At 56.8% G+C, this 25168-nt stretch carries 25 protein-coding genes; 11 read left to right on the top strand and 14 right to left on the bottom strand.

The features are described from left to right. Positions 1-7 precede the first annotated feature (7 nt). The 4 genes from PYL13_RS22220 (at position 8) to PYL13_RS22235 (ending at position 4117) form a co-directional block, all read left to right on the top strand. Complete coding sequence (locus PYL13_RS22220) at positions 8-1255, top strand: ABC transporter substrate-binding protein (RefSeq protein ID WP_275642882.1); 1248 nt, start codon at positions 8-10, stop codon at positions 1253-1255. A gap of 139 nt (positions 1256-1394) precedes the next feature. Beyond that, on the top strand, positions 1395-2249 hold the full coding sequence (locus PYL13_RS22225) for a carbohydrate ABC transporter permease (RefSeq protein ID WP_275642883.1): 855 nt from the start codon (positions 1395-1397) through the stop codon (positions 2247-2249). Further along, on the top strand, positions 2246-3088 hold the full coding sequence (locus tag PYL13_RS22230; protein ID WP_259148118.1) for a carbohydrate ABC transporter permease: 843 nt from the start codon (positions 2246-2248) through the stop codon (positions 3086-3088). The genes PYL13_RS22225 and PYL13_RS22230 overlap by 4 nt, the downstream gene beginning before the upstream one ends. Before the next feature lie 3 nt (positions 3089-3091). Next, complete coding sequence (locus PYL13_RS22235) at positions 3092-4117, top strand: ABC transporter ATP-binding protein (protein WP_259148116.1); 1026 nt, start codon at positions 3092-3094, stop codon at positions 4115-4117. Positions 4118-4338: 221 nt separating this feature from the next. On the opposite strand, the gene PYL13_RS22240 is transcribed toward PYL13_RS22235, so the two are convergent. From PYL13_RS22240 to PYL13_RS22255, 4 genes are all read right to left on the bottom strand, one after another. Beyond that, positions 4339-6603, bottom strand: a complete 2265-nt coding sequence (locus tag PYL13_RS22240) for a TonB-dependent receptor (protein WP_275642884.1) — start codon at positions 6601-6603, stop codon at positions 4339-4341. Between the two features lie 60 nt (positions 6604-6663). Then, the gene (locus PYL13_RS22245) at positions 6664-6951 is read right to left on the bottom strand and encodes a DUF2218 domain-containing protein (protein WP_275642885.1); all 288 of its coding nucleotides are present in this window, start codon (positions 6949-6951) and stop codon (positions 6664-6666) included. Positions 6952-7529: 578 nt separating this feature from the next. Next, the gene (locus PYL13_RS22250) at positions 7530-8744 is read right to left on the bottom strand and encodes an NADP-dependent isocitrate dehydrogenase (RefSeq protein ID WP_275642886.1); all 1215 of its coding nucleotides are present in this window, start codon (positions 8742-8744) and stop codon (positions 7530-7532) included. 52 nt (positions 8745-8796) lie between these two features. After that, positions 8797-9471, bottom strand: coding sequence for a FadR/GntR family transcriptional regulator (locus PYL13_RS22255; protein WP_275642887.1), 675 nt, complete (start codon positions 9469-9471; stop codon positions 8797-8799). Positions 9472-9722: 251 nt separating this feature from the next. Between PYL13_RS22255 and PYL13_RS22260 the strand changes: the two genes are divergently transcribed. The 5 genes from PYL13_RS22260 to PYL13_RS22280 are packed head-to-tail and all read left to right on the top strand — an operon-like array spanning position 9723 to position 13831. After that, complete coding sequence (locus PYL13_RS22260; protein WP_275642888.1) at positions 9723-10712, top strand: ABC transporter substrate-binding protein; 990 nt, start codon at positions 9723-9725, stop codon at positions 10710-10712. Continuing rightward, positions 10712-11554 (top strand): ABC transporter permease, encoded by an 843-nt coding sequence (locus PYL13_RS22265; RefSeq protein WP_275642889.1) that lies wholly within the window; start codon positions 10712-10714, stop codon positions 11552-11554. The genes PYL13_RS22260 and PYL13_RS22265 overlap by 1 nt, the downstream gene beginning before the upstream one ends. A gap of 1 nt (position 11555) precedes the next feature. Beyond that, positions 11556-12362 carry an ABC transporter ATP-binding protein gene (locus PYL13_RS22270; protein ID WP_275642890.1) on the top strand — a complete coding sequence of 269 codons (807 nt, stop codon included), beginning with the start codon at positions 11556-11558 and terminating at the stop codon, positions 12360-12362. A gap of 6 nt (positions 12363-12368) precedes the next feature. Further along, positions 12369-13121 (top strand): ABC transporter permease, encoded by a 753-nt coding sequence (locus PYL13_RS22275; RefSeq protein WP_275642891.1) that lies wholly within the window; start codon positions 12369-12371, stop codon positions 13119-13121. Next, entirely contained in the window at positions 13121-13831 is a 711-nt protein-coding gene (locus tag PYL13_RS22280; RefSeq protein WP_275642892.1) for a fumarylacetoacetate hydrolase family protein, read from the top strand. Before PYL13_RS22275 ends, PYL13_RS22280 begins: the two co-directional genes overlap by 1 nt. Positions 13832-14182: 351 nt before the next feature. Here PYL13_RS22280 and PYL13_RS22285 read toward each other — a convergent pair whose 3' ends face one another. From PYL13_RS22285 to PYL13_RS22315, 7 genes are all read right to left on the bottom strand, one after another. Further along, a complete protein-coding gene (locus PYL13_RS22285) occupies positions 14183-15133 on the bottom strand; it encodes an acetamidase/formamidase family protein (protein WP_275642893.1) in 951 nt (316 codons plus the stop codon). A gap of 3 nt (positions 15134-15136) precedes the next feature. After that, complete coding sequence (locus PYL13_RS22290) at positions 15137-15550, bottom strand: DUF3830 family protein (RefSeq protein WP_275642895.1); 414 nt, start codon at positions 15548-15550, stop codon at positions 15137-15139. Positions 15551-15617: 67 nt separating this feature from the next. Next, the gene (locus PYL13_RS22295) at positions 15618-16394 is read right to left on the bottom strand and encodes an ABC transporter permease (protein WP_275642896.1); all 777 of its coding nucleotides are present in this window, start codon (positions 16392-16394) and stop codon (positions 15618-15620) included. Then, positions 16391-17230, bottom strand: coding sequence for an ABC transporter ATP-binding protein (locus PYL13_RS22300; protein ID WP_275642897.1), 840 nt, complete (start codon positions 17228-17230; stop codon positions 16391-16393). The genes PYL13_RS22295 and PYL13_RS22300 overlap by 4 nt, the downstream gene beginning before the upstream one ends. After that, entirely contained in the window at positions 17227-18681 is a 1455-nt protein-coding gene (gene allB / locus PYL13_RS22305) for an allantoinase AllB (RefSeq protein WP_259148105.1), read from the bottom strand. The genes PYL13_RS22300 and allB overlap by 4 nt, the downstream gene beginning before the upstream one ends. Positions 18682-18696: 15 nt before the next feature. Beyond that, positions 18697-19488: an SDR family NAD(P)-dependent oxidoreductase gene (locus tag PYL13_RS22310; protein ID WP_275642898.1), complete on the bottom strand. Its 792-nt coding sequence runs from the start codon at positions 19486-19488 to the stop codon at positions 18697-18699. A 56-nt stretch (positions 19489-19544) separates the two neighbouring features. Beyond that, positions 19545-20594: an ABC transporter substrate-binding protein gene (locus tag PYL13_RS22315; RefSeq protein ID WP_275642899.1), complete on the bottom strand. Its 1050-nt coding sequence runs from the start codon at positions 20592-20594 to the stop codon at positions 19545-19547. 153 nt (positions 20595-20747) lie between these two features. Here PYL13_RS22315 and PYL13_RS22320 point away from each other — a divergent pair, with 153 nt between their 5' ends. Beyond that, a complete protein-coding gene (locus PYL13_RS22320; protein WP_192490006.1) occupies positions 20748-21641 on the top strand; it encodes a LysR family transcriptional regulator in 894 nt (297 codons plus the stop codon). A gap of 178 nt (positions 21642-21819) precedes the next feature. Here PYL13_RS22320 and PYL13_RS22325 read toward each other — a convergent pair whose 3' ends face one another. Then, positions 21820-22167: a winged helix-turn-helix transcriptional regulator gene (locus tag PYL13_RS22325; protein WP_192490007.1), complete on the bottom strand. Its 348-nt coding sequence runs from the start codon at positions 22165-22167 to the stop codon at positions 21820-21822. A 156-nt stretch (positions 22168-22323) separates the two neighbouring features. Here PYL13_RS22325 and PYL13_RS22330 point away from each other — a divergent pair, with 156 nt between their 5' ends. Continuing rightward, positions 22324-23058: an SDR family NAD(P)-dependent oxidoreductase gene (locus tag PYL13_RS22330; protein ID WP_275642900.1), complete on the top strand. Its 735-nt coding sequence runs from the start codon at positions 22324-22326 to the stop codon at positions 23056-23058. Positions 23059-23233: 175 nt separating this feature from the next. Here PYL13_RS22330 and speB read toward each other — a convergent pair whose 3' ends face one another. Then, complete coding sequence (speB, locus tag PYL13_RS22335; RefSeq protein ID WP_275642901.1) at positions 23234-24187, bottom strand: agmatinase; 954 nt, start codon at positions 24185-24187, stop codon at positions 23234-23236. A gap of 70 nt (positions 24188-24257) precedes the next feature. Further along, on the bottom strand, positions 24258-25163 hold the full coding sequence (locus PYL13_RS22340; RefSeq protein ID WP_275642902.1) for a polysaccharide deacetylase family protein: 906 nt from the start codon (positions 25161-25163) through the stop codon (positions 24258-24260). Positions 25164-25168: the final 5 nt, after the last annotated feature.

Consider the following 25168-nt stretch of genomic DNA (forward strand, 5'->3'; position numbering starts at 1 on the left):
GGAAGCCATGAGGACCGCACTAGCAGGTATAGCAGCATCCGCTTTAGCACTATTGATGTCGACATCTGCCGCGCTCGCTGTGGATCTCCGCATGACGGTGTGGACCGGTAGCGAAGCCCATCTGAAGATGCTGAATGCCATCGCAGAGAGTTTCAAAGCCAAGAATCCGGACGTAAACGTCAAATTCGAGACAGTTCCGGTCAACGATTATACCCAAAAACTGACCTTCCAAGTGGCCGGCGGAAATCCGCCCGATGTCGCCTGGATGATGGAAGATGCGGCTCCCGCTTTTGAGAATGCCAAGCTTCTCATGGATCTCGGGCCAACACTGAAGGCTACGGAGGGCTATGATTTCGCGGACTTTTCTCAGCCGGCCATGGGCCTGTGGCAGCAGGGTGAAACGGTTTACGGGATACCATTTTCCACCTCGCCATTCCTGATTTACTACAACAAGGACATGTTCGACAAAGCAGGCCTTGAGGATCCGCAACAGCTAGCGGCCAAGGGCGAGTGGAACATGGACAAGTTCCAAGAGGTCTCCAAGAAGCTGGTAGAAGCCAACCCCGGCAAATGGGGTTTCGAGTTCAAGGACGGTGAAGGTTATGCCTCGCGCATGACGCATGCTTTCCTGCCTCCCATCCGCGCCTATGGCGGTGATATCTGGTCGAACAAGCAATGCGGTTTTGACAAGCCTGAAGCCGTGAAGGCGATCAAGCAACTGCATGACATGGTGTTCAAGGACAAGTCGATCGTGCCGCCTGGCACTCAAGGCGACTATTTCTCGGGAAATTCAGCGATGACCGTGAACCAGATTTCGCGCGCATCGAAAATGCCGGAGGCGGGTTTCAATTGGGGTATCGCACCCTTGCCGACGGGTCCGGGAGGGGAATCTCCGGTCATCGGCCAAGCTGCGCTCGTCGTTTTTGCCAAGGGCAAGAACACCAAGGTTGCTGCGGAGTTTGTGGCGCACATGACCAGTAAGGAAAATGTCGCCACCATGGCGCAATTTTTCCCGCCTGCCCGTAAGAGTGTTCTGCAAGCGCCAGCTTTCATTAACGGCAACAAGCTGATTTCGCCGGAGATGATGAAGAATGTCGCGGCGGCGATTGAAAAGGGCCGTGTGGTTCCCGGACATGAGAAGGCGCCACAAATCCTCGCCGCAATGATGCCTCGTGTCGACGCTCTCTGGAAGACCGATGCGAATGTCGATGCCGCCATCAAGGACATCTGCGCGGCAATTACACCACAACTCTGATGACGCCTCTTCGTCACCCGACCTTGTGCCAACATGAACGCAGTCAAATTCTCGGCGCAAGGCGGAGGATGACGATGGAGTGCTTGGATCCGTGAGAGTAAACAACCAAAAGCCCTGGCTGAATTTGAAGGCGAGAGAAATGATGGAGGCGTGGCTGTTCGTCAGCCCCACCTTCATCGGCTTCCTCATCTTTTTTCTCGGGCCGCTCTGCGCCATCCTGTATTATTCGACAACGGAATGGAACCTGCTGACGCAGGAGGCAACCTTTATCGGCCTGGCCAACTTCGAGAATGCGCTGCTCGAAAATCCGGATTTCTGGCTCGTGGTGCGCAACTCGGTTATTTTTGCAATCGGGCTTGTGCCGCTCAATATGGCGCTGGCTCTCATGCTGGCGCTCGCCCTTTCACGGCCTTTCTTCGGCGTTGTGTTCTTCCGCACGGTGTTCTTCGCTCCGGTTATCACCTCGGCGATCGCCTGGGCGATAGTCTGGAAGTTCCTGTTGCAGGGAGAGGGCGGCTTTATCAATCAGGTGCTGGCGATTGTCGGCATCAGTGGACCGAACTGGTTGCGTGAGCCGAACTGGGCGATGGCCGCTGTCATCGTGACGCGGGTCATCAAGATGGTGGGACTGAACATGATCCTCTACATCGCCGCCCTGCAGTCCATCCCGCGGGATTACGAGGAGGCGGCTCGCCTTGAAGGGGCCTCGCGTCGGCAGGTTTTCAAAATGATTACTTGGCCGCTGCTTGCGCCGACGACGCTCGTCATCATGGTCATCACCACGATCGGTTCGTTCAAGGTATTCGATCACATATACCAGATGACTGGAGGCGGGCCTGAAAACGGCACGCTGGTGTTGGCCTTCTACATTTACCAGCAGGGCTTCAAGTTCTTCAATATCGGGTACGCATCTGCACTGGCGATGATCATGTTCGTCATCGTGATGGCCCTGACACTGGTCCAGGTCATGCTGAGACGGAAGGGCATGCAATGACGCAGCGTCAGATCCAGATTCTTTATCGCACCTGCTGGACGATTGCGCTTTTGATCGTCGCCATACCCTTCGTCTTTCCGTTTATCTGGATGGTATCTGCGGGCTTTAAAAGCGTGACCGAAATCTTCGGCACGCCGACGCTCATTCCGCGTGTCTGGCGTTGGCAGAACTTTGTCGAGGTCTTCACCTACCAGCCATTTGCCCGACAGTATTTCAATTCGATATACATCGCGGTCGTTGTGACCGTGCTGACGCTGATAATCGCTTCGCTGGCCGGATATGCGCTGGCGCGGATGCGATTTGCAGGAGCGGGGCTGCTGATGGTCTTCCTGATTTCGGCGCTGATGGTGCCGGAGGAAGTCACGATCATTCCCAACTTCTTTCTGATGCGCGGGATGGGCATGGTGGATAGCCACTGGCCTCTCATCCTTTTGCCGACCTTTGGTCCGCAAGGCGTGATGGCGACGTTCCTGATGCGCCAATATTTTCTGGCGCTGCCAAAAGAGTTGGAAGATGCGGGCAAGATGGATGGGCTTTCACGCCTTGGGGTCTGGTGGAAGATCGCGATACCGATGTCGCGCCCGGCACTGGCAGCGGTTGCGATAATCACCTTTCTTCATTCGTGGAACCTGTTCCTCGAACCGCTGATCTTTGTCAGTTCGCTCGAAATGTTCACGCTTCCGCTCGCACTTTCCAACTTCAACGACAGCTACGGACTTCCATTATGGAACCTGCAGCTTGCCGCAACCAGCCTTGCCGTGGTGCCGATCCTGATCGTCTATCTGATCGCCCAGCGGCAGATCATTGAAAGTTTCGCGCTTTCCGGCGTCAAAGGGTAAAATATGACCAGTGTTACGCTAACGGACATTAAAAAAAGCTTCGGGGCGGTGGACGTCATCCGCGGTGTCGATCTGGAGATTGAGAACGGCGAGTTCGTCGTTTTCGTAGGCCCTTCCGGATGCGGAAAATCCACACTGCTCCGGCTCATCTCAGGGCTGGAGTATATCACTGGCGGCGAGTTATCGATCGGCGGGCGCGTGGTGAACGAGGTGCAGGCATCGCAACGTGGCGTGGCGATGGTGTTCCAGTCCTATGCACTCTATCCGCATCTGACGGTTCGCGACAATATGGCTTTCGGGCTAAAGGTGCGGAAGGTACCGACTGCGGAGCGCGACCGGCGCGTCGGCGAAGCGGCGGCAACGCTTAAGCTGGAGGCTTTGCTGGATCGCTATCCGCGCGAACTTTCAGGCGGCCAACGTCAGCGCGTAGCCATTGGTAGGGCCATCGTCGGCAATCCCGACGTATTCCTGTTTGACGAACCCCTGTCCAATCTTGATGCAGAACTGCGAGTGCACATGCGATCCGAGATCGCCGCGCTACATAAGCGTCTTGCCACCACGATGATCTACGTGACCCACGATCAGATCGAGGCCATGACGTTGGCCGATAAGATCGTCGTTCTGCGCGACGGGCGAATAGAGCAAGTGGGTTCACCAAGGGAACTCTATGAACGGCCGGCCAACATTTTCGTGGCCCAATTTATAGGAAGCCCGAAAATGAACGTGATACCGGCAGGTGAGGCAAGTGCATTGCTGAGCGGACAGCATCCTGCCTCCACCAAATCTCTAGGCGTACGACCCGAACATTTTATCATTTCCGCCCCAGGAGAGGGCGTTATGCGTGGGATTGTCAATCTCTGTGAGTATACGGGCGCAATATCTCTGCTGCACATCGCGTTGCCCAGCGGACAGATTTGCCTTGTCACCCACGACAGGCCGGAAATGCCATCTGTGGGAAGCGAGGTTGGATTAACCGCCGATCCGTCAAAACTCCATTATTTCGACAGTCACGGAGTTTTATTACTCTAGTGTCGTAAAAACCCGCTTATCACCCGCTCAGATCATAAGCTGTTCGGAATATCGATAAGCGAGTTTGCAGAAAGCATGTCTCAAAATCGCACGACCACCGCGCCGTCATAGTCTGACACGTTCGCAATAGTCTTTCTGTGCGATAGAGAGAGGCGCGGGTAATAATCGCGCTTGATTTGAGAATGCAGTGGCTCGGTTCTGGCTCGCTGTGAATGTTCCTTTTAGAAATCGAACGATGCTGAAAGTGTAAAGGTACGAGATGCGCCAGCTGCGAGGAAGCTGCGAGCCGACGACGCCCAATAGTTCTCATCAAAAACGTTTTCGACATTGGCGCGGATTTCGATAGGCTTTCCGTTTTCGCGCTCGAATTTGTACCGTGCACCAAGGTCAACGCGTGTCCAGTCGTCGACCTTCAGGGTATTCGCCGCGTTAAAGTAAGTGCTGCCGCTGTGAACGACGCGACCGGTGGCTGTTAGGCCTTCAATCCATGGCAAATCATATTCGCCATAGAGGCTGATCGAAGTCTTCGGGATGCCAGGAGCCACGTTGCCATCATTTCCTCCGCCATTGGTGCGGCTTAGCTCTGCATCAAGAAATGTGATCCCACCGAGAAGTCGCAGGCCATCGATTGGCTCTCCGTAAGCCGTAAGTTCTACGCCGCTGTTGGTCTGTAGACCATTGAGACCATAGGTGTTCCCCACCACATAAGCGCTAGGCTGCTTTATCTCGAAAAGCGCGGCCGTCAGCATGAGCGAACCGGTGTCATATTTCACCCCAACTTCTTTTTGTCGATTGACCGTAGGAGGAAGTACTTCGCCTGGGTTACTTAACGTTGGCGTCAAAGGAGCGATTGCGCCTTCCGTCAACGCCTCTACGTAATTTGCGTAGATGGAGAGGTCTTCGGTCAACTTAAAGCTGGCTGCAACCGCTGGACTAAACCGTGACTCATCATAAAAGTAATTCTGTACTCCGAGAGGTCCACGATCTGGGCGCACATTGAAGCTTTTTTGGCGGACACTTTGAAAGCGCCCGCCCAAAGTCAGTTCAAGTCTGTCGTCTAGGAAGGAAAGCGTATCCGAGATTGCAAAGCTGGTAGACAACAGTTCTGAAAACGGGTTCAGGTTACCAGAACGGGGCAAGCCCGACGTATTCACCAAGCTCCCTGAGATATAAACGGGATCGTAGATATTGGACACGTAGCTTGGGAAACCCAAAGCAGATGGGTTGAGGTAACCGCGATTATTTTCCGTATATGCTAGTTGGGCGGATATGTTCAGTTGGTGGTTTATCTCACCCGTTTCGAATTCTGAACGAATCCCTGTCTCGCCGGAATAGCTGATAATTTCTTGCGGATTGTATCCGAAATCGATCCGGGCATCACCGCTGTTGTTTAGAATTGTATAGGACGATGTCAGAAAGTCCTCACGGTAACGATATGCGCCAGCCGCAGCATAGATCGTCGTGCTGTCCAGTATATCGTACTCAATCCGGCCCGTAGCCATATTGTATGAGCTATCAAGGTATTCAAACGGATTGCCCGTATTCACCTTGCCATTTGGAGCTCGCGGTATCTGCGTTACCAAAGATACAGGTCGTGTATCTACGGTGTTAAACAGTGATGTTGGCGAATCGAGCTTTTGTGTCGAGTGGCTCAAATCTAACGAAGCACGAAAATCATCACCACGATAGTCGATGCCGAGCGTTGCCACGCCAACTTTGGTATCATTGTGATCAAGAGCGGTTTCACCGCCCTTGATTGAGCCATTGGCGCGAACGCCCCATTCATTTGCTGGACCAAACCGACGGCTAACGTCGGCGTGCGTCCAGAATTGTGAATCGCTGCGATAACCAGTCGTGAGGCGGGTTAATGGTTCATCTGCTGCACGCTTTGGGATGAGATTGATCGTTCCGCCGACGCGACCCAGCCCGCCGTTCGCAAAATTGCTCGGTCCTTTCAAAACTTGAACCTGCTCAATGCCGTCAAGGAAATGACGACGCGGGTTGGCGATATACGGAAGTCCATCGTAAAGAATATCGAGGTTGACCACCGAAAAGCCGCGGATGAAGAACGAATCGCGCTCGCTGTTTGCAGGCGCATCCGCGCGCACGGACGGGTCGTTGAGTGTAATATCAGCAACAGTTCGCGCCTGCTGATCACGGATGAGCTTAGCTGTGTAGGCCGTGATACTGAAGGGCGTGTCTTTAACAGGACGGTCTCCAAGGGAGCCAAGTCGTGCTCCTGTCGAAAGCTGTCCACCACTGAACGATGCAGGAGGCAGTCCGATGGTGCTTGTCTTCGGTTTGTTTTCGTTTTGAGATTCGATCAAGATGGGGGCAAGTACTGTTGCGGAGGTGCCTGGACCGCGTTCAGCGCGATTTGCTTCTTGGCCTTGCGCTAAAACTGGCGTTAGCGCGAGCAGCGAAACGCCAGCAAGTATCGCGCAGCCGTAACTACGCAGGCAGAACTGGTGTGTTCCCTTCGACATGTACCCCATCCCCATTTCAATAGAATTCTGTTTGATGATTAGAACGTGTTGCCGGCAGCGTCAGGTTTGCGGCTGCCAATCGAACTCAAGCGTCTCCCGGAAGGCAAAGCGCTCGATATGCGTTTGAACGACATCCTGTAAAACTGAAAGGTCTTCGCTCTTATGTGCAGTGATTTCGATGTGAAGGCTTCCATCGTCCGCCCTCAGTCGGGCATCTCCTAGCGGCAAAGCAATCTTTGCCGAAACGGGCGTGGCTTCCGTTTCAAATTTATGTGCCCAGTGCTTGGAAAGTTGCTGTAGATAGCGACTTCCATACTCCGTCGAAATGATCGCCTGCCTGCTGGACATGAATACCTCGGATCGTATCACTTGAGTGCGTTTTGTCCGCGTCTTCTAGAAAAAACTTGGAACGTAAAGACGCAATCTCAAAGATGACTATTTGAGTCAAGTCTTGATAACGATTTAAAGTAGAATATCCTTTGAAATATCGAAGTGAATTAGTGCATTTCGAGCGTTAGTTGCATTTAATAGCTCTTTAGAATTCACGATTGCGAATCTTGAGTTCTCTTAAGACACGTCGAATGAGCGATAGAAAATGTTCGCCATTGTTTTTAATGTCTTGTCCTGAACCGTCATGCTCGGTTGCCATTTCTGTGTATGCTGCGATACCAGCGATGGCTATGGCGTCTGTTCTTTCATGACTGCCAGGCATGTTCTGCAATCGCCGAACGATGAGGAAACGGGCTGCTGCGCTGCCATTTGGGCATACATCAGGATGGGTTGCTCGGATCCATTTCCCATCAGCAGATTGTCAATAGAACCATCCATGATCGATTGCTGCAGTCTTGAGACCAGCCCCAGATTGACAAGCCAGACGTTGCCCTGGAGCGGGCGGGGCGACGTCGCCACGTCGCCCTCGGCTCAGTTTAAGCCTGCATGGCCTCCTGCAGGTGTTCGTCGATCTTGTCGAGGAAGGCCGTGGTGGAGAGCCATGGCTGGTCCGGGCCTATCAGCAGCGCAAGATCCTTGGTCATGAAGCCGGCTTCGACAGTTTCCACGCACACTTGCTCAAGCGTGTGCGCGAACTTTGCCAGTTCCGTATTGTTGTCCAGCTTGGCACGATGGGCGAGGCCTCGCGTCCAGGCGAAGACCGAAGCGATCGAATTGGTCGAGGTTTCCTCACCCTTCTGATGCTGCCGATAATGGCGGGTCACAGTGCCATGGGCAGCTTCCGCCTCGACGGTCTGGCCATCTGGCGTCAACAGAACGGAGGTCATGAGGCCGAGCGAGCCGAAGCCCTGCGCAACTATGTCCGATTGCACGTCGCCATCATAATTCTTGCAGGCCCACACGTAGCCGCCGGACCACTTGAGAGCCGAAGCGACCATATCGTCGATCAGGCGGTGTTCGTACCAGATGCCCGCTTCCTTGAACCTTGAAGCAAACTCCTCGTCGAACACGGTTTGGAAGATATCCTTGAAGCGACCGTCATAGATCTTGAGAATTGTATTTTTCGTTGAAAGATAGACAGGCACCTTGCGCTGCAGGCCGTAATTCAACGAAGCGCGGGCGAATTCGGTGATGGACTCGTCGAGATTGTACATGCCAAGTGCCACCCCGGCGGACGGAGCATCGAACACGTCACGCTCAATCACAGTGCCGTCGTCGCCGACGAACTTCATCGTCAGCTTTCCCTTGCCCGGAAACTTGAAATCGGTCGCGCGATACTGATCACCGAAGGCGTGGCGGCCAACAATGATCGGCTGGGTCCAGCCGGGCACGAGGCGTGGCACGTTTTTGCAGATGATCGGTTCGCGGAAGATCACGCCGCCCAGGATGTTGCGGATCGTGCCGTTCGGGCTCTTCCACATCTGCTTCAGGCCGAACTCAGCAACACGCCCCTCGTCGGCGGTGATGGTCGCGCATTTGACGCCGACGCCGTGCTTGCGGATCGCATGTGCCGCATCGATTGTCACCTGGTCATTGGTCGCATCACGGTTCTCGATGCTCAGGTCGTAATATTCGAGATCCACGTCAAGATAGGGGTGGATGAGCTTGTCCTTGATGAACTGCCAGATGATGCGCGTCATCTCGTCGCCGTCGAGTTCGACGACGGGGTTTGCAACCTTGATCTTTGCCATTGTGTTCTCCCATGAGACGACGTTGCGCCGCCCCTCCTCAAAGATTGTCGTGTCAGCGCATGTCGCGCATATGGCTTTCCACGCTGCGCAAGTGCTTGCGCATCGCATCCGCAGCCCCGGCACCATCGCGATTGGCAATGGCCTCCACGATGCGTTCATGTTCCTCGAATGAATGGTGGTTGACCGGAGGGCGCACCGGCGTGTCACGCAACCTTCCCCAAGTGACGGCGCGGCGTACCGCATTCAACGTGTCGAGCAGCCCAAGAAGGAGTGAGTTCTGCGAGGACTCGCCAATCAGCCGATGGAGTCGGTTGTCCCACTGCTCATAGAGCCGCCAGGTTGGCGCCTGCTGCGCCTTGATCATGCAGCTGCGCAGCTCTGCAATCTGGCTCGGTGTGGCATTGAGCGCAGCACAACGGGCGACCTCAGGCTCGAAGGCGATGCGGGCTCCCATAACTTCGAGCGGATTGGTCCGATGCACCATAGCGTTGATATCAGCCACCGTGTCGATCGGCCGCTCGCCTGTAAACGTGCCCTTGCCGACATGCCGCCAGACCACCCCTTCCGCCTGCAGGGTTGCTAGCGCTTTGCGCAGCGCACCGCGCCCGATTTCCAGCGCTTCTGCCAGCTCCCGCTCCGGCGGAAGGCGTCCGCCATCCTGCAATTCCGCGGTTGTGAGGAAGTCCCTGAGGCGCGTGAGAACCGCCCCATCCGAAAAGTCTGTCATGCTCAATTTCCGAACCAATTTACGATTGGTTTGCTTATATCCGGCATATTGGTGCATGTCAACGCACCCACTTACGGACGAATTACGATAATTTTAAAGCCATAAATAACAACAATTTATCGCATAAAAAGCCTATTTTTCTACCTTTTCTGTCGCGCCGCAACATGTTTCATTGGTTGACACAATTCGTAATTAATGAAGAATTGGTTTCAGATTGGGTTGAGAAAAACACAATTTTGGGAGGAATGAGCATGAACACTTATCTCAGACGATTGAGGGTATCGGCCGTGGCCGCCGCCTTCTGCCTTTCAGCAGCAATACCGGGCCTGGCGCTTGCCGAGCCAATGCGCATCGCGTTCGGCGATATCGCAACCGTGGAATCCGTCCATCTTCTCGCGGCGATCGAACGCGCCAAGGAGCAGGGCGTTGATGTGCAGGTCACCTTCCTGAAGAGCGAGGATATCGCGGCGCAGGCGGTTGTGAGCGGTCAGGCCGACATTGGCATCGGTGGCCCTTACTCCCTTCTCCAGAAAGTGAAGGCGCCGATCCGCATCTTCATGCAGCTTTCCAAGCTCCAGTTCTATCCGGTGGTTAACACCGAGTTCTACAAGGAATGGAAGGATCTTGATGGCCAGGAAATCGCGGTTCACTCCCGCGGTTCCGGTACTGAGGCGATCATGCGCCTTATGGCCGACAAGAACGGCATCAAGTATTCCAACATTTCCTACGTTCCGGGCGCGGAAGTCCGCACCGGCGCCCTTCTTCAGGGCAATGTAAAGGCGACGATCGTCGATTCCTCCGGCAAGCGCGTGCTGGAGAAGGAAGCGCCAGGGAAATTCGGCTTCCTGCCCCTTGGCGAAGTCAGCGCGACCGACGAGGCACTGTTTGCCAACACTGACTATCTTTCGAAAAACCAGAAGGATGTCGCAATCCTCGTTGAGAGCATTCTGACCACTTGGCGGGAGGTCGCTGCGGATCCTAAGGCAGCCGTTGCGCTGCGTGAAAAATACAAGCTTCTTCCCGATGCAACGCCGGACATGGTAGCCGACATTGAGCCTTACTTTAGCGAGGCGGCATCTACCCTTCCGCTCAATGGTGGCGGCGAGGACGCAGCCCGCGACGACTTCGACTTTTACACGGTCTCCGGCGCGCTCGAAGGCAAGTCGGCCGACCTCAAGGTCGAAGACTTCTGGGACCTCACCGCGCTCAATGCAGCACTTGCCAAGGTCGGAACGAAGTGATGCACATGACCACTTCACCCCATAGGGCGAGTGCAACGGAGGGGGCCGCCACCGGCTCCCCCCGGTTCGCCGAAACGCTCGCCGAATTCGCCAGACGCCGTAAATCCTTCTGGGTGGTGGCTTCTCTTGCAACTCTTTTCACAATCTGGGAAATCGCGGGAGGCGTCCCGATCAGCTTCGCCTTCCCCACCTTCTTCGACACACTTTTTGCGCTGTTCGAGATGGCCTTCGACGGCACCTTGTTGCGAGCCTATCTCATCACGTTCCAGCCGCTGTTGATCGGCGTTGCCGTCTCAGCCGTGCTTGGCATAGGGCTTGGCATCATCATGGGCCTATCAGACAAGGCGGAGTGGCTTCTGGCCCCCGTCTTCATTGTGCTCCAGGCCGCACCAATGGCTGCATTGGTTCCGTTGGTCACCTTTATCTACGGCATTGGTCTGGTCGCCAAGACACTCGCCGTCATTATGCTGGCCCTGCCGGTGATCGTGCTCAATTCCTACAAGGCGGTTCGTCACGTCAATCCGTCGCTGGTCGACATGTGCCGATCGTTTCAGGGCAATCGCCTCCAGCAGATCTTCAAGGTCATCATACCCGACGCCACGCCGGTTCTGTTCGCGGGCTTACGCCTTGGTATAGCCGCCGGTTTCATAGGTGTCATGCTTGCCGAACTGCTGATTACCCCGACAGGTATTGGTGACCTCATCACCTATCACCGCTCGATCGCCAACTACGCCCACATGTACGCGGCCGTCGCATCCATCATTGCCGTTTCGACGCTGACACTCGCTGCCTTGCAATATGTCGAGGTCAACTTCCTGCGTCCCGAAAAGAGAAGAAAATAAGATGGCTCTTTCCATGACGGCCCGCACCATCGATCCGTCGCGCTCGACCATGTCCGACGCCATTGTCGAGGTGCGCGACATCTGCAAACGCTATGGTGACATCGAGGCACTCAGAAACATTAATCTTCAGTTCGAGCGCGGCAAGCTTACCACACTGCTCGGTCCCTCTGGCTGCGGCAAGACCACGCTCCTGAAAATCATCGCGGGCCTTGTGCCTTCAACCTCAGGGGAGATACGGGTCAACGGTAAGGTCGTCACAGGCCCCGGCCCGGAACGTGCCTTCGTGTTCCAGGACTTTGCGCTCATGCCCTGGGCCACCGTGTTGCGAAACGTTGCGTTTGGCCTTGAGCTCAAAGGCGTTCCGCAGGCTGAACGCAACCGCATCGCCAAGCACTATATCAGCGAGGTGGGCCTGACAGGTTTCGAGGAAAAATATCCGCACGAACTCTCGGGCGGCATGCGCCAACGCGTCGGCATCGCCCGCGCCTTCTCCGTCAATGCGGATGTCCTGCTGCTTGACGAACCCTTCTCAGCCGTCGACGAACAGAACCGTCGAAAATTCCAGGAAGATTTGCTGCAACTGGTCGAGAAGGAGCGCAAGACTTTCCTCTTTGTCACGCACTCGATCGAAGAGGCCGTCTACGTCTCCGATCGCATCGTCCTGCTTTCGCCGCGCCCCGGTCGCGTCTCCCAGATCATCGAACCCAACATCGATCGCTCCGCTGCACCCGATGTCATCCGCCGCGACAAGGGTTATCTCGATGTGGTCGAAGAGATCTGGCAGGGCCTCAGGCAGTATGCGGAGTAACCGGCCATGAAACTTTTCGGCATCAAGATCCCCATGATGACATCGCTTATCTTCTGGGCGCTGATTTGGGAAATCGTCGGTCGGATGGATGTAATCTTCCTGGTCCCGCCGATGAGCGCGATCATCTCGGCCGGCTTTGAGCTGGTCGCGACGAACTCGTGGCAGAACGCATCGCTGGTGACAATCCGGTCCTTCGTGTTGGGCATGGCCCTGGCCATCGGCATCGGCGTGCCGCTCGGCATCGCCATGGGCCGTTTCAAGGTCGTCGACAACATCTTCGGCCTTTGGGTCAATATGTTCGTCAGCGCGCCTCTTTCGGCTCTGGTTCCGGTTCTCATGATCCTGTTCGGGCTTGGTGAGACCACGGTGTTCGTCACGGTGTTCCTGTTCGCAGTCTGGATCATCGTGCTTGATGCACGGGCCGGCGTGATGCAGGTTCCGCCGTCGCTCATCGAGATGGGTCGTTGCTACGGTGCATCCCGGCTCACCATCTTCACTAAGATCATTCTCTTCTCAGCCCTCCCGGAAATCCTGGCAGGCATCCGCATCGGTCTCATCCGCGGCGTGAAGGGCGTGGTCATTGGCCAGATCCTCGTATCCATCATCGGATACGGTGAACTCTTCGAGCTCTACTCCCGCAGCTTCGACATGGAGCGCTTCTGGGCTCTGACAATCATCCTCTTCGCGGTGGCAATGCTGCTGTCCGCGGCCGTGGAACTCTTCGAAAAACGCATCGAATATTACGCAGGAGCACGATAATGAACGACATGACCGCAACCAACCCAGCCTATGTCATCAACCCGGCCGCCATTCCAACCCTTCCGGTCGCCGGCAGCCAGGCACTCTTCCCGGTCCACCGCATTTATTGCGTCGGCCGCAACTTCGCCGACCACGCGATCGAAATGGGCCACGACCCAAACAAGGAGCCGCCGTTTTTCTTCCAGAAGAACCCGGACACCTTGGTTCTGTCGGGTACGGATTTCCCTTACCCGGCGCAGAGCAAGGACGTGCACCACGAAGTAGAGCTTGTCGTGGCGCTGAAGAGTGGCGGCAAAGATATCCAGCTTGATAAGGCACTGGACTGCGTCTACGGCTATGCCGTCGGCCTCGACATGACCCGCCGTGATCTGCAGAACGAAGCAAAGAAACTCGGTCGCCCCTGGGAAACCGGCAAAGCCTTCGAGGCTTCCGCTCCATGCGGCCCGCTGCATCCCGTGTCCAAGGTGGGACATCCCTCCGCCGGCGCGATCTGGATCAAGGTCAATGGCGAAGTGCGCCAGACGGGCGACCTTAACCAGATGATCTGGAAGGTTCCGGAAATGATTTCCTATCTCTCAGGTTTATTCACCCTGCAACCAGGCGATTTGATCTTCGCAGGCACGCCTGCCGGCGTCGGCGCGATCGTCAAGGGCGATGTCATGGTTGCCCATGTGGACGGCGTCGATGAACTGACCTTCAAGGTTGGCTGATCGCTATGAGCGGCGCGTCACCCCGCGCCGCTCATCTTTCTGCCTTTCGACGTCGTGGTCAGTATCACGTCCACTTGGGAACCTCGATGCGTTGGTATGCGTGTAATTTGCCGATCAATACCTCTGCATCCGCATCGACAAAAGCCGTATGCTGGTGCGCAGGTGGCAGATTTCTCAGCGACCATATGATCGATGAGGCCGAGAAAAGCATGAAGCACTTTCGTCGTGCTACCGTAGATCAGCTTGGATATCGGTCTTACCCAGCGCCATTGGCGACGTCTTCCGAGCCGCTAAATTGGAACAGCAGAAAACGGCGATCGATTTTTATCGCACGGCGGGTCATGGCATTCTTTATTCAGGCCTGGCAGGCGGGAAGACGGATTTGGGGATCATCACGTGAGCCCCCGTTGTAACGTTGACGAGTTGGGTAATCCGCACGTCGGCGGCGACGCTGCAGAGCGTGTAGGCATTTGCCGCACTCATGCCCGTTTGATTGCAGATGAGAGAAATGGCGCTGCGCAGGGCTTCACGAACGGCGAGGTCGAGGTTCTCGCCAAAGCCCATGCCAATCATATGGGTTGGTGTCTCGGCGTAAGGTAGCGGCATCAGTCCAGCTTTAATAACCGTAAAACGGAAACGTCCGGTCAATGCAGTTTCAACGGCGGTAAGGCAGACCTCGCCGTCGCCCTGCGCTGCGTGTCCATCTCCAATAGACACGAGCGCCCCTTCAACGGACACCGGCAAATAGAGTGTGGAGCCAGCGGTCAGTTCCTTGTTGTCTAGGTTGCCACCGAAATATCCCGGCGCAACCGATGAACGACGACCATCTTCGGCATTGGGAGCCGTCGCCATCACCCCGAAGAATGGCCGTGCTGTTAGTGCGCCACCCCAGGGAGTCGCGATGGCTCCTGTTTCCAGATCGATCCCGAAATGCACCGTATGCGGCTCTCCGAAATCTTCGTGCAGCACACCCTTGCCGGGACGAATGATGTTGTAGCCCCAGTTGTCGCGTAATCTGACGTCAAGAATGTCGATCCTGAGGGTATCGCCAGGCATTGCCCCTTTGATTTTGATTGGCCCAGTCAAAATATGAGGGCCAAGCTCCGGCGATAGTGTCCGTTGGATGGATTTGAGTTCCGGACGCACGCAGTATCCGGCGACAGGCGTTTCTTCCGCCGAACCACTGACGGAATGGACTGTAACGATATCACCATCAGCAATCTCCAGCGCCGGTGGCAGGGTCGCGTCGAGATAACCCCAATGGACCGTATCAATGTCTGGAAGAAGCTCGTGCTCGGCCATGGGTCAAGCCAGCTCGAAGCGGATGGGCTGTGCGCCTTCCCATAATGTCGTCTTTCCGAGTGCGGGCAAATTCTCCAATCCCGAGGTCAGCGTGATGAAATGGTTTCCGGCAAGCTGCCCCATTTTCGAGGAAAAGTCGACGCCGCCATAGGCGAGCAGGATTTCGGTTTCACTGATGCCACCCGGATAGAGGATGATGTGACCTGGAGCCGGGTGGCTGGTGTGGTTCTCGTAGCCGACGCCGAAGTCCTCGTCGCCCAGCGGCACCCACACGCCTTCGCCACTCCAGCGGACATGGACAATTTGGCTTTCATAAGGAAGGCGTTTGAGGAAAGCGGCCGAGGTTTTTGGCGCACTTCCGGTTTCGAGGCGGGCGTCGAAGCTAAACGGGCCTGCCGTTATTTTGAGCTTGGTCATGGGATTGTCCCTCTGAGGTTCGGCTCCGTCGTGGTAGAGGAGGCGAGGATGTGATTGTTAGGAAAGATCAGCCGTTGGCGGCGAAGTTATCGTTGCGCACTGCCCAACCAGTGACCCGTGCCTCTATGGCCGAGAAGATGATGTAGAGGGCGACGCCGAGAGCTGCGAGAATGAACAGCCCGGCGAACACCAGAGGCACGTCGAAGCTGGAACTGGCGATCATCATCAGGTTGCCGATGCCGCGATTTGAGGCGACGGTTTCGGCGATGACCGTTCCGACGAATGCGAGCGTGGCGGCGACTTTCAGCGAAGCGAAGAAGTAGGGCATGGTCCGCGGCAACCCGATATTCCAGAGGATTTCGAGTTTCGTCGCCTTCAATGTCCGCATCACGTCCTGCAACTCGGGTTCCGTCGAGGCAAGGCCGGTCGCCACATTGACGACGATAGGGAAAATGCACATCACCATCGCCGTCATGATCGCCGGAACCGTTCCCGCTCCAAACCAGAGAACTAGGATCGGGACGATCGCAACCTTCGGGATCGAGGAAAAGCCAACCAGCATTGGATAAGCGACGTCATAGGCAAGCTTTGACGATCCAATGAGCATGCCGAGTAGCACACCAATAATGATGCCGAGACCGAGGCCGACCAGCGTCGTGTAAATAGTCTGAAATGCATGCGGCCAGATCGACGGGAACTGGCTTACCAAGGTGTAGATGGCCTGTGTCGGACGGGGCAGGACCATTTCCGAGATCCCGAAGGCGAGGCAGATGACTTCCCAGGCGATGAAAAAGCCGAATATGCAGCAGGCGGAGAGAAGGCGACGTCTGGTATCCGGCTTCATGACTGATGCTCCTTGACGGCCCGTGCCGCGACGATGCGCTCGCGAAGCCTTTGCGTGAGGGAAACGAATTCGGGTTCGAAGGAAACATCGATCGTGCGCGGCCGGGCGAAAGGTACGGTGCTGTCTTCGATGATGCGACCCGGGCGCGCTTGCATGACGGAGATGCGGGATGCGAGGTAGGCGGCCTCCTTGAGATCATGGGTAACGAGCAGCACCGTCGGTTTTTTGTCGATCCAGAGGTTCTGCATAATCTCCCAGAGCTCCTCGCGGGTGAACTGATCGAGTGCGCCGAAAGGCTCGTCGAGCAGGAGCAGGGTGGGATCGTGGATCAGCGCCCGGCAGAGTGAAGCGCGCTGTTGCATGCCGCCCGAAAGCTGCCAGGGAAATTTGTCTCCGAAGCCAGTCAGGCCGACCTGCTTCAGGAGCGCCTCGGCACGATCCCGATATTCACCGCTCTTCTTCTTCGAATAGGTTTGTTTAAACGGAGAGACGATCTTCAGCGGCATCATCACGTTGTCGCGGATGTTGAGCCAGGGCAACAGTGTCGGGTTCTGGAAGGCCATGCCGATCCGAACGTTATTCGCACCGATTTCACGGCCGGCAACGAAGATGTGTCCCTGGGATGGCGAGAGCGTTCCCGCCACCAGCTTGAGGATCGTCGACTTGCCGCAGCCAGAGGGACCGACGAGAGCGACAAATTCGCCATTCTCGATCCTAAGCGACGTTTCCGCCAGTGCTACGGTCTTGTTCTTCTCGCCACCGAAGGTGACGTTCACCCTTTCCAGATCGATAATAGCATTACGGACTGCGATTTCGGTAGCGAGAGCTGATGTCATGCCGCAGCACTCCCCTTGTTCGTTGCTGTTTGAGACGTGACGGCTGCCATCGTCTGATCTGCGTGGCGGACGTCTGGCGTCGGCATCGCCTGAATGTCGTGGACCGAGCGCCCCCAGCCTCGTGCGTCTTCCTGAAGCTTGCGGTTCTTCATGGCGAAGCGGCCGCGGACGATCGTATGGATCGGAAGAGCGGTTGTCTCCATGCCGTGCCAGGGAGAAATCTTGGCGGTGGACTGGATCAGGTTGTCATCGACTGTCCAGGTGCGGTTGGTGTCGACGATAGCGATATCGGCGTCGGAGCCGACCATCAGCGCGCCCTTTTTCGGGAAGAGACCCCAGCACTTGGCCGGGTTTTCCGCGCTCCAGCGAACGTAGTCCGAGATGCTTGCGTTGCGGCGCGCGACTTCCGTCAGCATCAGCGGCATTTGGGTTTCTACGCCCGGGAAGCCGCAATCAACTGTCCAGATGTCTTCACGTGTCTTTTCCTCGATGGAATGCGGGGCATGGTCGGTGGCAATCATGTCGATCGTGCCGTCCACTAGCGCCTGCCAGATCGGGTCCTGGTTTTCCGCTTCTCGGACTGGCGGATTAACGCGGATCACGCCGCGCTTTTCCTCATAGTCGTCGGCTGAGAGGACCAGATATTGCGGGCAGGTCTCGCCGGTGATGTCAACGCCGCGTGCCTTGGCTTCTGCGAGAGGCCGTAATTCGGCCGCAGAGGAGATGTGAAGGATGTGGATGCGGGCACCCGTCCATTCGGCGAGGATCGCAGCGCGGGCCACGGCCTCGGTGGCGACCACGGCCGGACGCGCGGCAAGATGCGCAAGCGCATCGGTGCGCCCCATCTGGCGAAGGCGTGCCTCGCGACGCTCCATGATCGAGTTCGTCTCGGCATGAAGCGAGATGCGCTTACCCGTAGGAGCGACGATCTCGAACAGTTCCAGCATTGCACCAGTGCTTGGCGACGGGATGCGGCCGAAGGTGTTGCCCATGTAGCATTTGAACCCGATGACGCCGCCATCGACCAGATCATGGATGTGCGGCAGACTGTCTTCGCCGAGCACGGCGTAGAGGCCGTAGTCAACATGTGCCTTCGCGCTGGCGATTGCATGCTTTTCCTTAAGTGATTTCGCGTCGGAGATCGCTGGCAGGGTGTTCGGCATGTCGAAAACCGTGGTGACGCCGCCGAACGCCGCGGCCGCCGTGCCACTGGCGAAGTCTTCCTTCTGGGCATAGCCCGGATCGCGAAAATGAACATGGACGTCGATTGCACCGGGAAGAATGTGGAGGCCGGTTGCGTCGAGCGTTTCCTTCGCGGCAGGCATGGCACACTGCTCGCCGATGGCGAGGATTGTGCCGTCCTTGATTGCGATACTAGCCTTGTATTCGGTGTCCGGCGAAACGATGGTGCCGCCGTGGATGACGAGGTCTGCGGTGGTATCTGCGGTCATGGATTAGAACCTTCCTTAAAGTGCTGCCCAGCCGCCGTCGACCGGGATATCCGCGCCGGTGATCTGGCGCGATACGTCGCTGGCAAAGAACAGGCAGGCATTGGCGACATCTTCGTCGACGGTAATGCGCCTCAGCGCGTAATCCTCGGCGTGACGGATCGCGGCTTCCTCTTCGGTGATGCCGAGCTTCTGCGCCATGGTCTTGCAGACCTTGTCACGGAAGCGGGGCCCATCGACCATGCCGGGTGCGACGTTGTTGACGTTGATGTTGTGCTGGCCGACCTCAAGTGCGAAGCTTTTGGTGATGCCGCGCAGACCCCACTTGGATGCCGAGTAGGCCAAGCGACCGGAGCGTCCCCTCATGCCGAAGGTGCCGCCCACATTGACAACCTTGCCATAGCGGTTCTCAATCATCGACGGTAGGACCGCGCGGATCGTATGGAAGCAGCCGTTCATGTTAAGCGTGACGATCTCGTCGAATTCTTCCGGCGTGGTTTCGACTCCGGTCTTGCCCATAGGACCGGAGCCGCCCGCGACATTGACCAGAACGTCGATGCGGCCGAAAGCCTCGACAGTTTTCTCAGCCGCCGCATCGCATTGGCCCGCATCGGTGAGATCGCAGTCGATAACGATGACGGAGCAACCCTTGGAACGGGCGTCTTTAGCTACAGGTTCGATCGCTGCCGTGTCGCGACCGACAAGTGCGAGCTTAGAGCCCTCCCGGGCAAAGGCCAGCGTGATTGCCGCGCCCATCCCCTTGGCGGGGCCGGTGATAAAGACGACCTTATCCTTCAGCATCAAGTCCATGATGTTGCTCCGTTCGTTGTGTATGGAGAAAGGGGGACGGCGTACTGCGCCGTCGGTTACTTGACCGAGGTCAGAAGCTCGCTCTTGGCAGGCAGGAAGCTACGGTCGAAGACCTCGCCGACCGTCGGGCTGCGCGGCAGGCTATTGGCGTCTACAAGGATGTCGATCGACTTCGCCAGACGTGCTTCGTCGATATCACCGAGGCCGACGGTCGCAAGTTCCGGATGCGCCATCTCATCGGCCAGGGTCGCATCAAAGCGTTCGCGTTCTACGTCGGACTTGATCAGCGGCTCGCGGGCTTTCACAGAGGCGATGGCAGCCTCGGGATCTTTGATCGCGTCCTTGATGCTCTTGTTCAGCGCGCGCAGGAAACCCTTGATGGCATCGGGGTGATCCTTCATGAAGGTCTTCGAGACAATGATGGCGTTTGAGTAGAGGTCCATGCCGTAGTCGCCGTAGTTTATGAAGCGGATATCCTTGTCCGGATTAACGCCGATCAGCTTGGCGCTGAAGCGGATTGTGTTGACGTATCCGAAGACGCCGTCGACCTGGCCTTTCATCAGCATCTGCTCGCGCAGGTTTGGCTGCATGTTGGTGATTTCGACCGTGGAGCAATCCGACTTGGTGATCGAGCAGAGAGCCGGGAATAGCTTCAGCGCGCCGTCGTTGGCGGCTCCGCCTAACGTGTGCCCCGCGAAGTCAGCAGGCGTCTTGATCGGGCTGTCGGCCTTGACGGCAACGGTAAAGGGCGGCTGATTATACATCATGAAGACGCCAACCGGGGCATCTTCCGGCTTCTTTGCCGCAAACTCGATTAGCGCGTTGATGTCGCCGAAGCCCATGTCGTAAGCACCATTGGCGACCAACGGGACCGCGGCACCCGAGCCATTACCTTGGTCCATCGTGACGTTCAGGCCTTCTTCCTTGAAGTAGCCCTTGTCCTCTGCCAGAAACAGCAAGCCCTGCGGTCCCTGATATTTCCAGTTCAGGACCAGCTTGATGTTGGTTTCCGCATGCGCGACCGCGGAAGCGCCAACCGTAGCAAGCGCCGTCATCGCAGCGAGTGCTACCATGCGGGCGTGTGTCTTCATCTGATGGTGAGCCATTCTCTGTTCCCTTGATCTGGTGGTTGGGGGCCGCCTTGTCCGGCTGCTCTTTCGTCTGTGTTGCAATGCAGAAGTGCCACTATTCAGTGAACACATCTACCGCTATTATCGTGCATCAGCGGTGACAAAAAGGCCTCACTGAGGAGGAACGCCATGCGACATCTCAAGCTTTTAGAGCAGGTCTCGGAAATCGCCCGTGCTGGTTCCATCCGTCAGGCGGCGGAAAAGATGAACATCACGGCATCAGCGATGAACAGGAAAATCCAGGACCTCGAGCTTGAGATCGGAACGCCGATTTTCGAACGTCGAGCGCGTGGCGTGAGGCTGACGGCCGCCGGAGAGATGTTTGTCCGCTATGCACGAAGCCAGATCGCCGACGCGGAACGCCTGAGCTCCCAGGTTGAAGACTTGCGAGGATTGCGCCGTGGTCCCGTGAAAATCGCCTGCAGCCAGGCACTTGCGCTTGACTTCCTGCCCTCCCAGATCGGCGAGTTCAGAAAGGCCAATCCGCGCCTGGTGTTCAACATCAAGGTCATGGACCACAATGCCGCGATCAATGCTCTGATCGACTACGACGTCGATCTCGCGATCGTCTACCGCGCAGCCATGCGCCCCGCAGTCCGAATTCTGGCCTCGGTTCCACAAAGGCTCGTCGCGATCATGCGCGATGACCATCCGTTGGCCAGCAAAGAGGTTTTGCGCCTCTCGGACTGCGTCGGGCATCCGTTGGCATTGCCGGACCAAAGTCTTGGCGGACGCCAGGTTCTTGATGAAGTTATTGCAAGGCGCGACTTTCGGTTCGACGTCATGGCCGAATCCAATTCCTTTGAGATGCTCCGCGGCCTTGTGCTGCGCGGCAACATGATCTCCTTCCAGATTGACGTTGGCGCGCCGCGTGAAGAGTTCGGTATGGGTGTGGTTGGTCGGCCAATCGATGAACGCGATATCCCGCGATCCGACCTCGTGATGTGCCAGTTGCGCGGACGCATCCTGCCACTTGCCGCGGCAAGCTTTGCTGAGCGCATCGTGAAAGCGACAGCCAAGTAGAAATTGTCCGCTAATGGCGCACAGTGGCCGAGAGCTCATAATTGTTGACTGCTCAACAATCGGCTTTGGGGCCGCGGGCTTATTTTTGTACCCGCTGGTGCAGGCAACCGTTGCGTTAAGTTAGGTGGCCAGACTTGGTGAGTTCAATATTGGCATGATACCGACAAGAGCTTCGGCTTTACCGCAAAGCACCGCGCTCAGCGAAGACGCGCGTAACCTCGGCCATGTTGTCAGTGCCCCAAGAGCAGAGCGGCACTAAGGCTTCGGCCAAGCTCCTGCCCAGTGGGGTCAGACTGTAGTCGACGCGCGGCGGGACCTCTTTGTAGTCAGTCCGCCTCACGAGACCGTCAGCCTCCAACTCCTTGAGCTGTTGGATTAGGACTTTGTCGCTTACGTCGCGCACTGCGCGCCGAAGCGCACCGTAGCGGGTCGGGCCACCCTGGGCGACGAAGTACAAGATCAACGGTTTCCACTTCCCCGATATGACACGCAAGGTTGCGTCAAGTCCGCAGGTGAAGCCGGCCAGCGTCGGGGTGCAGGTCTCCGAAGGTGGTTCGGCCGCCGTCGGTGATACGGATGGGTGTGATCGATTTGACATTTCTAGGTACTTACCAAAAGGTGCATACTTGTCAATGGGTGCGTAGGTCGCCAGCTTAGTGTGATTACAACAAAGGAGCGCGACATGGGCAGACTACAGGGTAAGACAGCAGTTATAACGGGTGGCGGAAGCGGTATAGGTTTTGGAGCCGCCAAGCGGTTTATCGAGGAGGGGGCATTCGTTTATATTTTTGGCCGTCGGCAAGAAACGCTTGATGCCGCCGCTGCGCAACTTGGATCTTCAGCGCAGGCGGTTCAGGGCTCAGTGACCGATCTCTCCGACCTCGACCGTCTTTATGAAAAGGTAAAAAACGAGCGGGGCGGGCTCGACATACTCCTTGCTAATGCAGGAACCGGAGCGTTCGCGCCGCTCGGCGAGATTACGCCTGAGCACTATGACCAGATATTTGACCTCAATGTAAAGGGCACGGTCTTTACGGTACAAAAGGCACTGCCACTCATGACGGCGGGTGCCTCGATTATTCTGACGGGTTCAAGCACGGGTGTGATGGGGACACCGGCGTTCAGCATCTATAGTGCGACCAAAGCCGCGGTTCGAAACCTAGCGCGCAGTTGGGCGCTAGACCTGCGAGGTACCGGCATCCGTGTCAATGTGATGTCACCTGGCCCGATCACCACAGAGTTGGCACTGGAAGTTCTCGGTGACGAGGGGATGAACGCAATCGGAGCGACGACGGTGCTTGGTCGTATGGGCGAGCCATCTGAGACCGGCGGTGTTGCAGCATTTCTGGCATCTTCAGATTCCAGTTTCATGACGGGCGGCGAAGTCTTCGTTGATGGCGGCTTAGCGCAGGTCTAACACCAAGCCGCTGAAGAATAGCGACACTGTTTCGTGAACGTGCCGCAGCGAAGTAGCGCGTTCGGATAATCATGCCGTCTGCGCGGCTCGGAAAGAAACGCAAACTTTATATCTCCTCCACTGTGTCAATTGGCGAGCATCTTGGATGCTCGCCAATTGACGTCTGCGGACACCTTCATTTGCGATTATTCACGAAGATCCTGCCAATCGTGTTGAGCAGCAGCTGAGCCGCAAGAATGGCAGTGGAACCAGTGTGGTCATAATCCGGCGCGACTTCGACAAGATCGACGCCGACGATCGTACCGCGCTTCGCAAGCCCTGCGATCAATTCCAGCACTTCATAATAGATAAAGCCGCCATGGCTCGGTGTACCGGTGCCCGGTGCGATTGATGGATCGAATCCATCGATATCAATGGTCAGGTAATAGCGTTTGCCGGCCGGAATGCGCTCCAGAACGGCGTCGACACCGAGCTTGCGGATCTGCCGCACAGAAAGAATGTCCGAGCCCTTTGCGCGCGCATCGTCATAACCTTCCTTGGCAGTGGAGGAGACGTTGCGGATCCCGAGCTGCGTCATGCCAGTGACCCAAGGTTTTTCCGAGGCTCGGCGCAGCGGACTGCCATGGCCGAAGCGGACGCCGTGGCGCTCATCGACGAAGTCCAGGTGCGCGTCGAACTGCACGACATGGATCGGCTCCTGCTCGCTAAAGGCGTTAATGCAGGGGATGTTGACCGAATGGTCGCCGCCGAGGATGACAGGCAGGGCGTTAGCCGCCAGAATTTTGCGCACGCCATATTCGATATTGGCATGGCTGCTTATCGTGTCGGTGTGGATGATATCGGCATCGCCGAGATCGACCATGCGAACGCCTTCCAGGTAGGTGACGTCGTCCTCGTGGTCATAGGCTCCGGCATGGCCGAAGGCAAACAACGTTGAGGCCTCCCGGATGCCACGCGGCCCGAAACGGGCGCCGGACCTCCATTGTGTGCCGAAATCGAAGGGCGCGCCGAGGATTGCGACATCGGCTTCGATCTGGTCCCAGTTTTCCACATAGGGGCTTTTGGCGAAGGTCGAGATGCCTACGAACGGCAGGTTCAGCCGTCCGGAATCATATCCGTGGGAGGCCATTACAGTTCCTTTCAAAATGGTTAGGGCACAGGGGCCGTGAATTTTCAGGCAATCGGTGGGAAGCGACCGCTTATGCGAACCGGGGTGCGCTGAGCTCTACCGGCCCGTCATATTGCGGCATCGGGATTTCCCTTGGTGTGTAGAGCCCCTTGGCGATGACGTCTCGAACATGCGCGGCGATCTCTTCCATTGGCGCGAACCAGACATCGCCGCGGGCGACGACTTCTTCGAGATATTCGCTGACGACATGCCAGCGTGCCAGGCGGCCGGTGGCGAAGGGGTGGACGACAGGAATCCACAGACCGCCATAAAGATAGGCCGCCTCGAACTCCTCGCGAAAGATCTGGAAGCCGTGGCTCGGCGAGCGTATTGGCATCATATAATCAAGGTCCATCGACTGAACATATTGCGGCCAGTCGTCGACGCCCCAGTGCGTTGGTAGCTCGACGAAATCGCCGCCCGCGGCCTGGACCAGATAAGGCACGTCATCGGCCATCAGCGAACTGTCATATTGGAAACCGCGCTCAACCAGGAGCCGCGCGGTCTGGTCGGAAAAATTGTAAAGCGGCGCGCGAAAACCGCGCGGCGCCTTGCCGGTGATCCGTTCGATCACGTCACTCGATCGGTCGAGCCAATAGGCCTGTTCCTCTGCGCTTTGCTTGACCGGATTTTCGTGCAGGAACCCGTGCTGGCCGATCTCGTGGCCACCGGCGAGAATGGTTTCGATTGCCTGCGGATAGCGCTCTATGCACCAAGCCGGGATGAAAAAGGTCTGCTTTAGGCCGAGCCGACGATAGGTCTCGACGATGCGTGGAATAGCGACGGTCGGTCCGTATTGCAGCATGGAGAGGGCTGAAGCGCGTTTGTAGCCGTCTTGCGGATGGTCGATGTGGATGAGGCTTTCGGCATCCATGTCGAAGGTGACACAGGCTGCGCATCTGGCGCCGTTCGGCCACGGAACGGGATTGGTGATCATGTCTA

Source organism: Agrobacterium sp. Azo12, assembly GCF_029193765.2.
Classification (GTDB): Bacteria; Pseudomonadota; Alphaproteobacteria; order Rhizobiales; family Rhizobiaceae; genus Agrobacterium.

Coding starts and splice junctions, on each gene's coding strand:
- PYL13_RS22220 (WP_275642882.1), top strand. CDS start 8: ATGAGGACCGCACTAGCAGGTATAGCAGCATCCGCTTTAGCACTATTG.
- PYL13_RS22225 (WP_275642883.1), top strand. CDS start 1,395: ATGATGGAGGCGTGGCTGTTCGTCAGCCCCACCTTCATCGGCTTCCTC.
- PYL13_RS22230 (WP_259148118.1), top strand. CDS start 2,246: ATGACGCAGCGTCAGATCCAGATTCTTTATCGCACCTGCTGGACGATT.
- PYL13_RS22235 (WP_259148116.1), top strand. CDS start 3,092: ATGACCAGTGTTACGCTAACGGACATTAAAAAAAGCTTCGGGGCGGTG.
- PYL13_RS22240 (WP_275642884.1), bottom strand. CDS start 6,603: ATGTCGAAGGGAACACACCAGTTCTGCCTGCGTAGTTACGGCTGCGCG.
- PYL13_RS22245 (WP_275642885.1), bottom strand. CDS start 6,951: ATGTCCAGCAGGCAGGCGATCATTTCGACGGAGTATGGAAGTCGCTAT.
- PYL13_RS22250 (WP_275642886.1), bottom strand. CDS start 8,744: ATGGCAAAGATCAAGGTTGCAAACCCCGTCGTCGAACTCGACGGCGAC.
- PYL13_RS22255 (WP_275642887.1), bottom strand. CDS start 9,471: ATGACAGACTTTTCGGATGGGGCGGTTCTCACGCGCCTCAGGGACTTC.
- PYL13_RS22260 (WP_275642888.1), top strand. CDS start 9,723: ATGAACACTTATCTCAGACGATTGAGGGTATCGGCCGTGGCCGCCGCC.
- PYL13_RS22265 (WP_275642889.1), top strand. CDS start 10,712: ATGCACATGACCACTTCACCCCATAGGGCGAGTGCAACGGAGGGGGCC.
- PYL13_RS22270 (WP_275642890.1), top strand. CDS start 11,556: ATGGCTCTTTCCATGACGGCCCGCACCATCGATCCGTCGCGCTCGACC.
- PYL13_RS22275 (WP_275642891.1), top strand. CDS start 12,369: ATGAAACTTTTCGGCATCAAGATCCCCATGATGACATCGCTTATCTTC.
- PYL13_RS22280 (WP_275642892.1), top strand. CDS start 13,121: ATGAACGACATGACCGCAACCAACCCAGCCTATGTCATCAACCCGGCC.
- PYL13_RS22285 (WP_275642893.1), bottom strand. CDS start 15,133: ATGGCCGAGCACGAGCTTCTTCCAGACATTGATACGGTCCATTGGGGT.
- PYL13_RS22290 (WP_275642895.1), bottom strand. CDS start 15,550: ATGACCAAGCTCAAAATAACGGCAGGCCCGTTTAGCTTCGACGCCCGC.
- PYL13_RS22295 (WP_275642896.1), bottom strand. CDS start 16,394: ATGAAGCCGGATACCAGACGTCGCCTTCTCTCCGCCTGCTGCATATTC.
- PYL13_RS22300 (WP_275642897.1), bottom strand. CDS start 17,230: ATGACATCAGCTCTCGCTACCGAAATCGCAGTCCGTAATGCTATTATC.
- allB (WP_259148105.1), bottom strand. CDS start 18,681: ATGACCGCAGATACCACCGCAGACCTCGTCATCCACGGCGGCACCATC.
- PYL13_RS22310 (WP_275642898.1), bottom strand. CDS start 19,488: ATGGACTTGATGCTGAAGGATAAGGTCGTCTTTATCACCGGCCCCGCC.
- PYL13_RS22315 (WP_275642899.1), bottom strand. CDS start 20,594: ATGGCTCACCATCAGATGAAGACACACGCCCGCATGGTAGCACTCGCT.
- PYL13_RS22320 (WP_192490006.1), top strand. CDS start 20,748: ATGCGACATCTCAAGCTTTTAGAGCAGGTCTCGGAAATCGCCCGTGCT.
- PYL13_RS22330 (WP_275642900.1), top strand. CDS start 22,324: ATGGGCAGACTACAGGGTAAGACAGCAGTTATAACGGGTGGCGGAAGC.
- speB (WP_275642901.1), bottom strand. CDS start 24,187: ATGGCCTCCCACGGATATGATTCCGGACGGCTGAACCTGCCGTTCGTA.
- PYL13_RS22340 (WP_275642902.1), bottom strand. CDS start 25,163: ATGATCACCAATCCCGTTCCGTGGCCGAACGGCGCCAGATGCGCAGCC.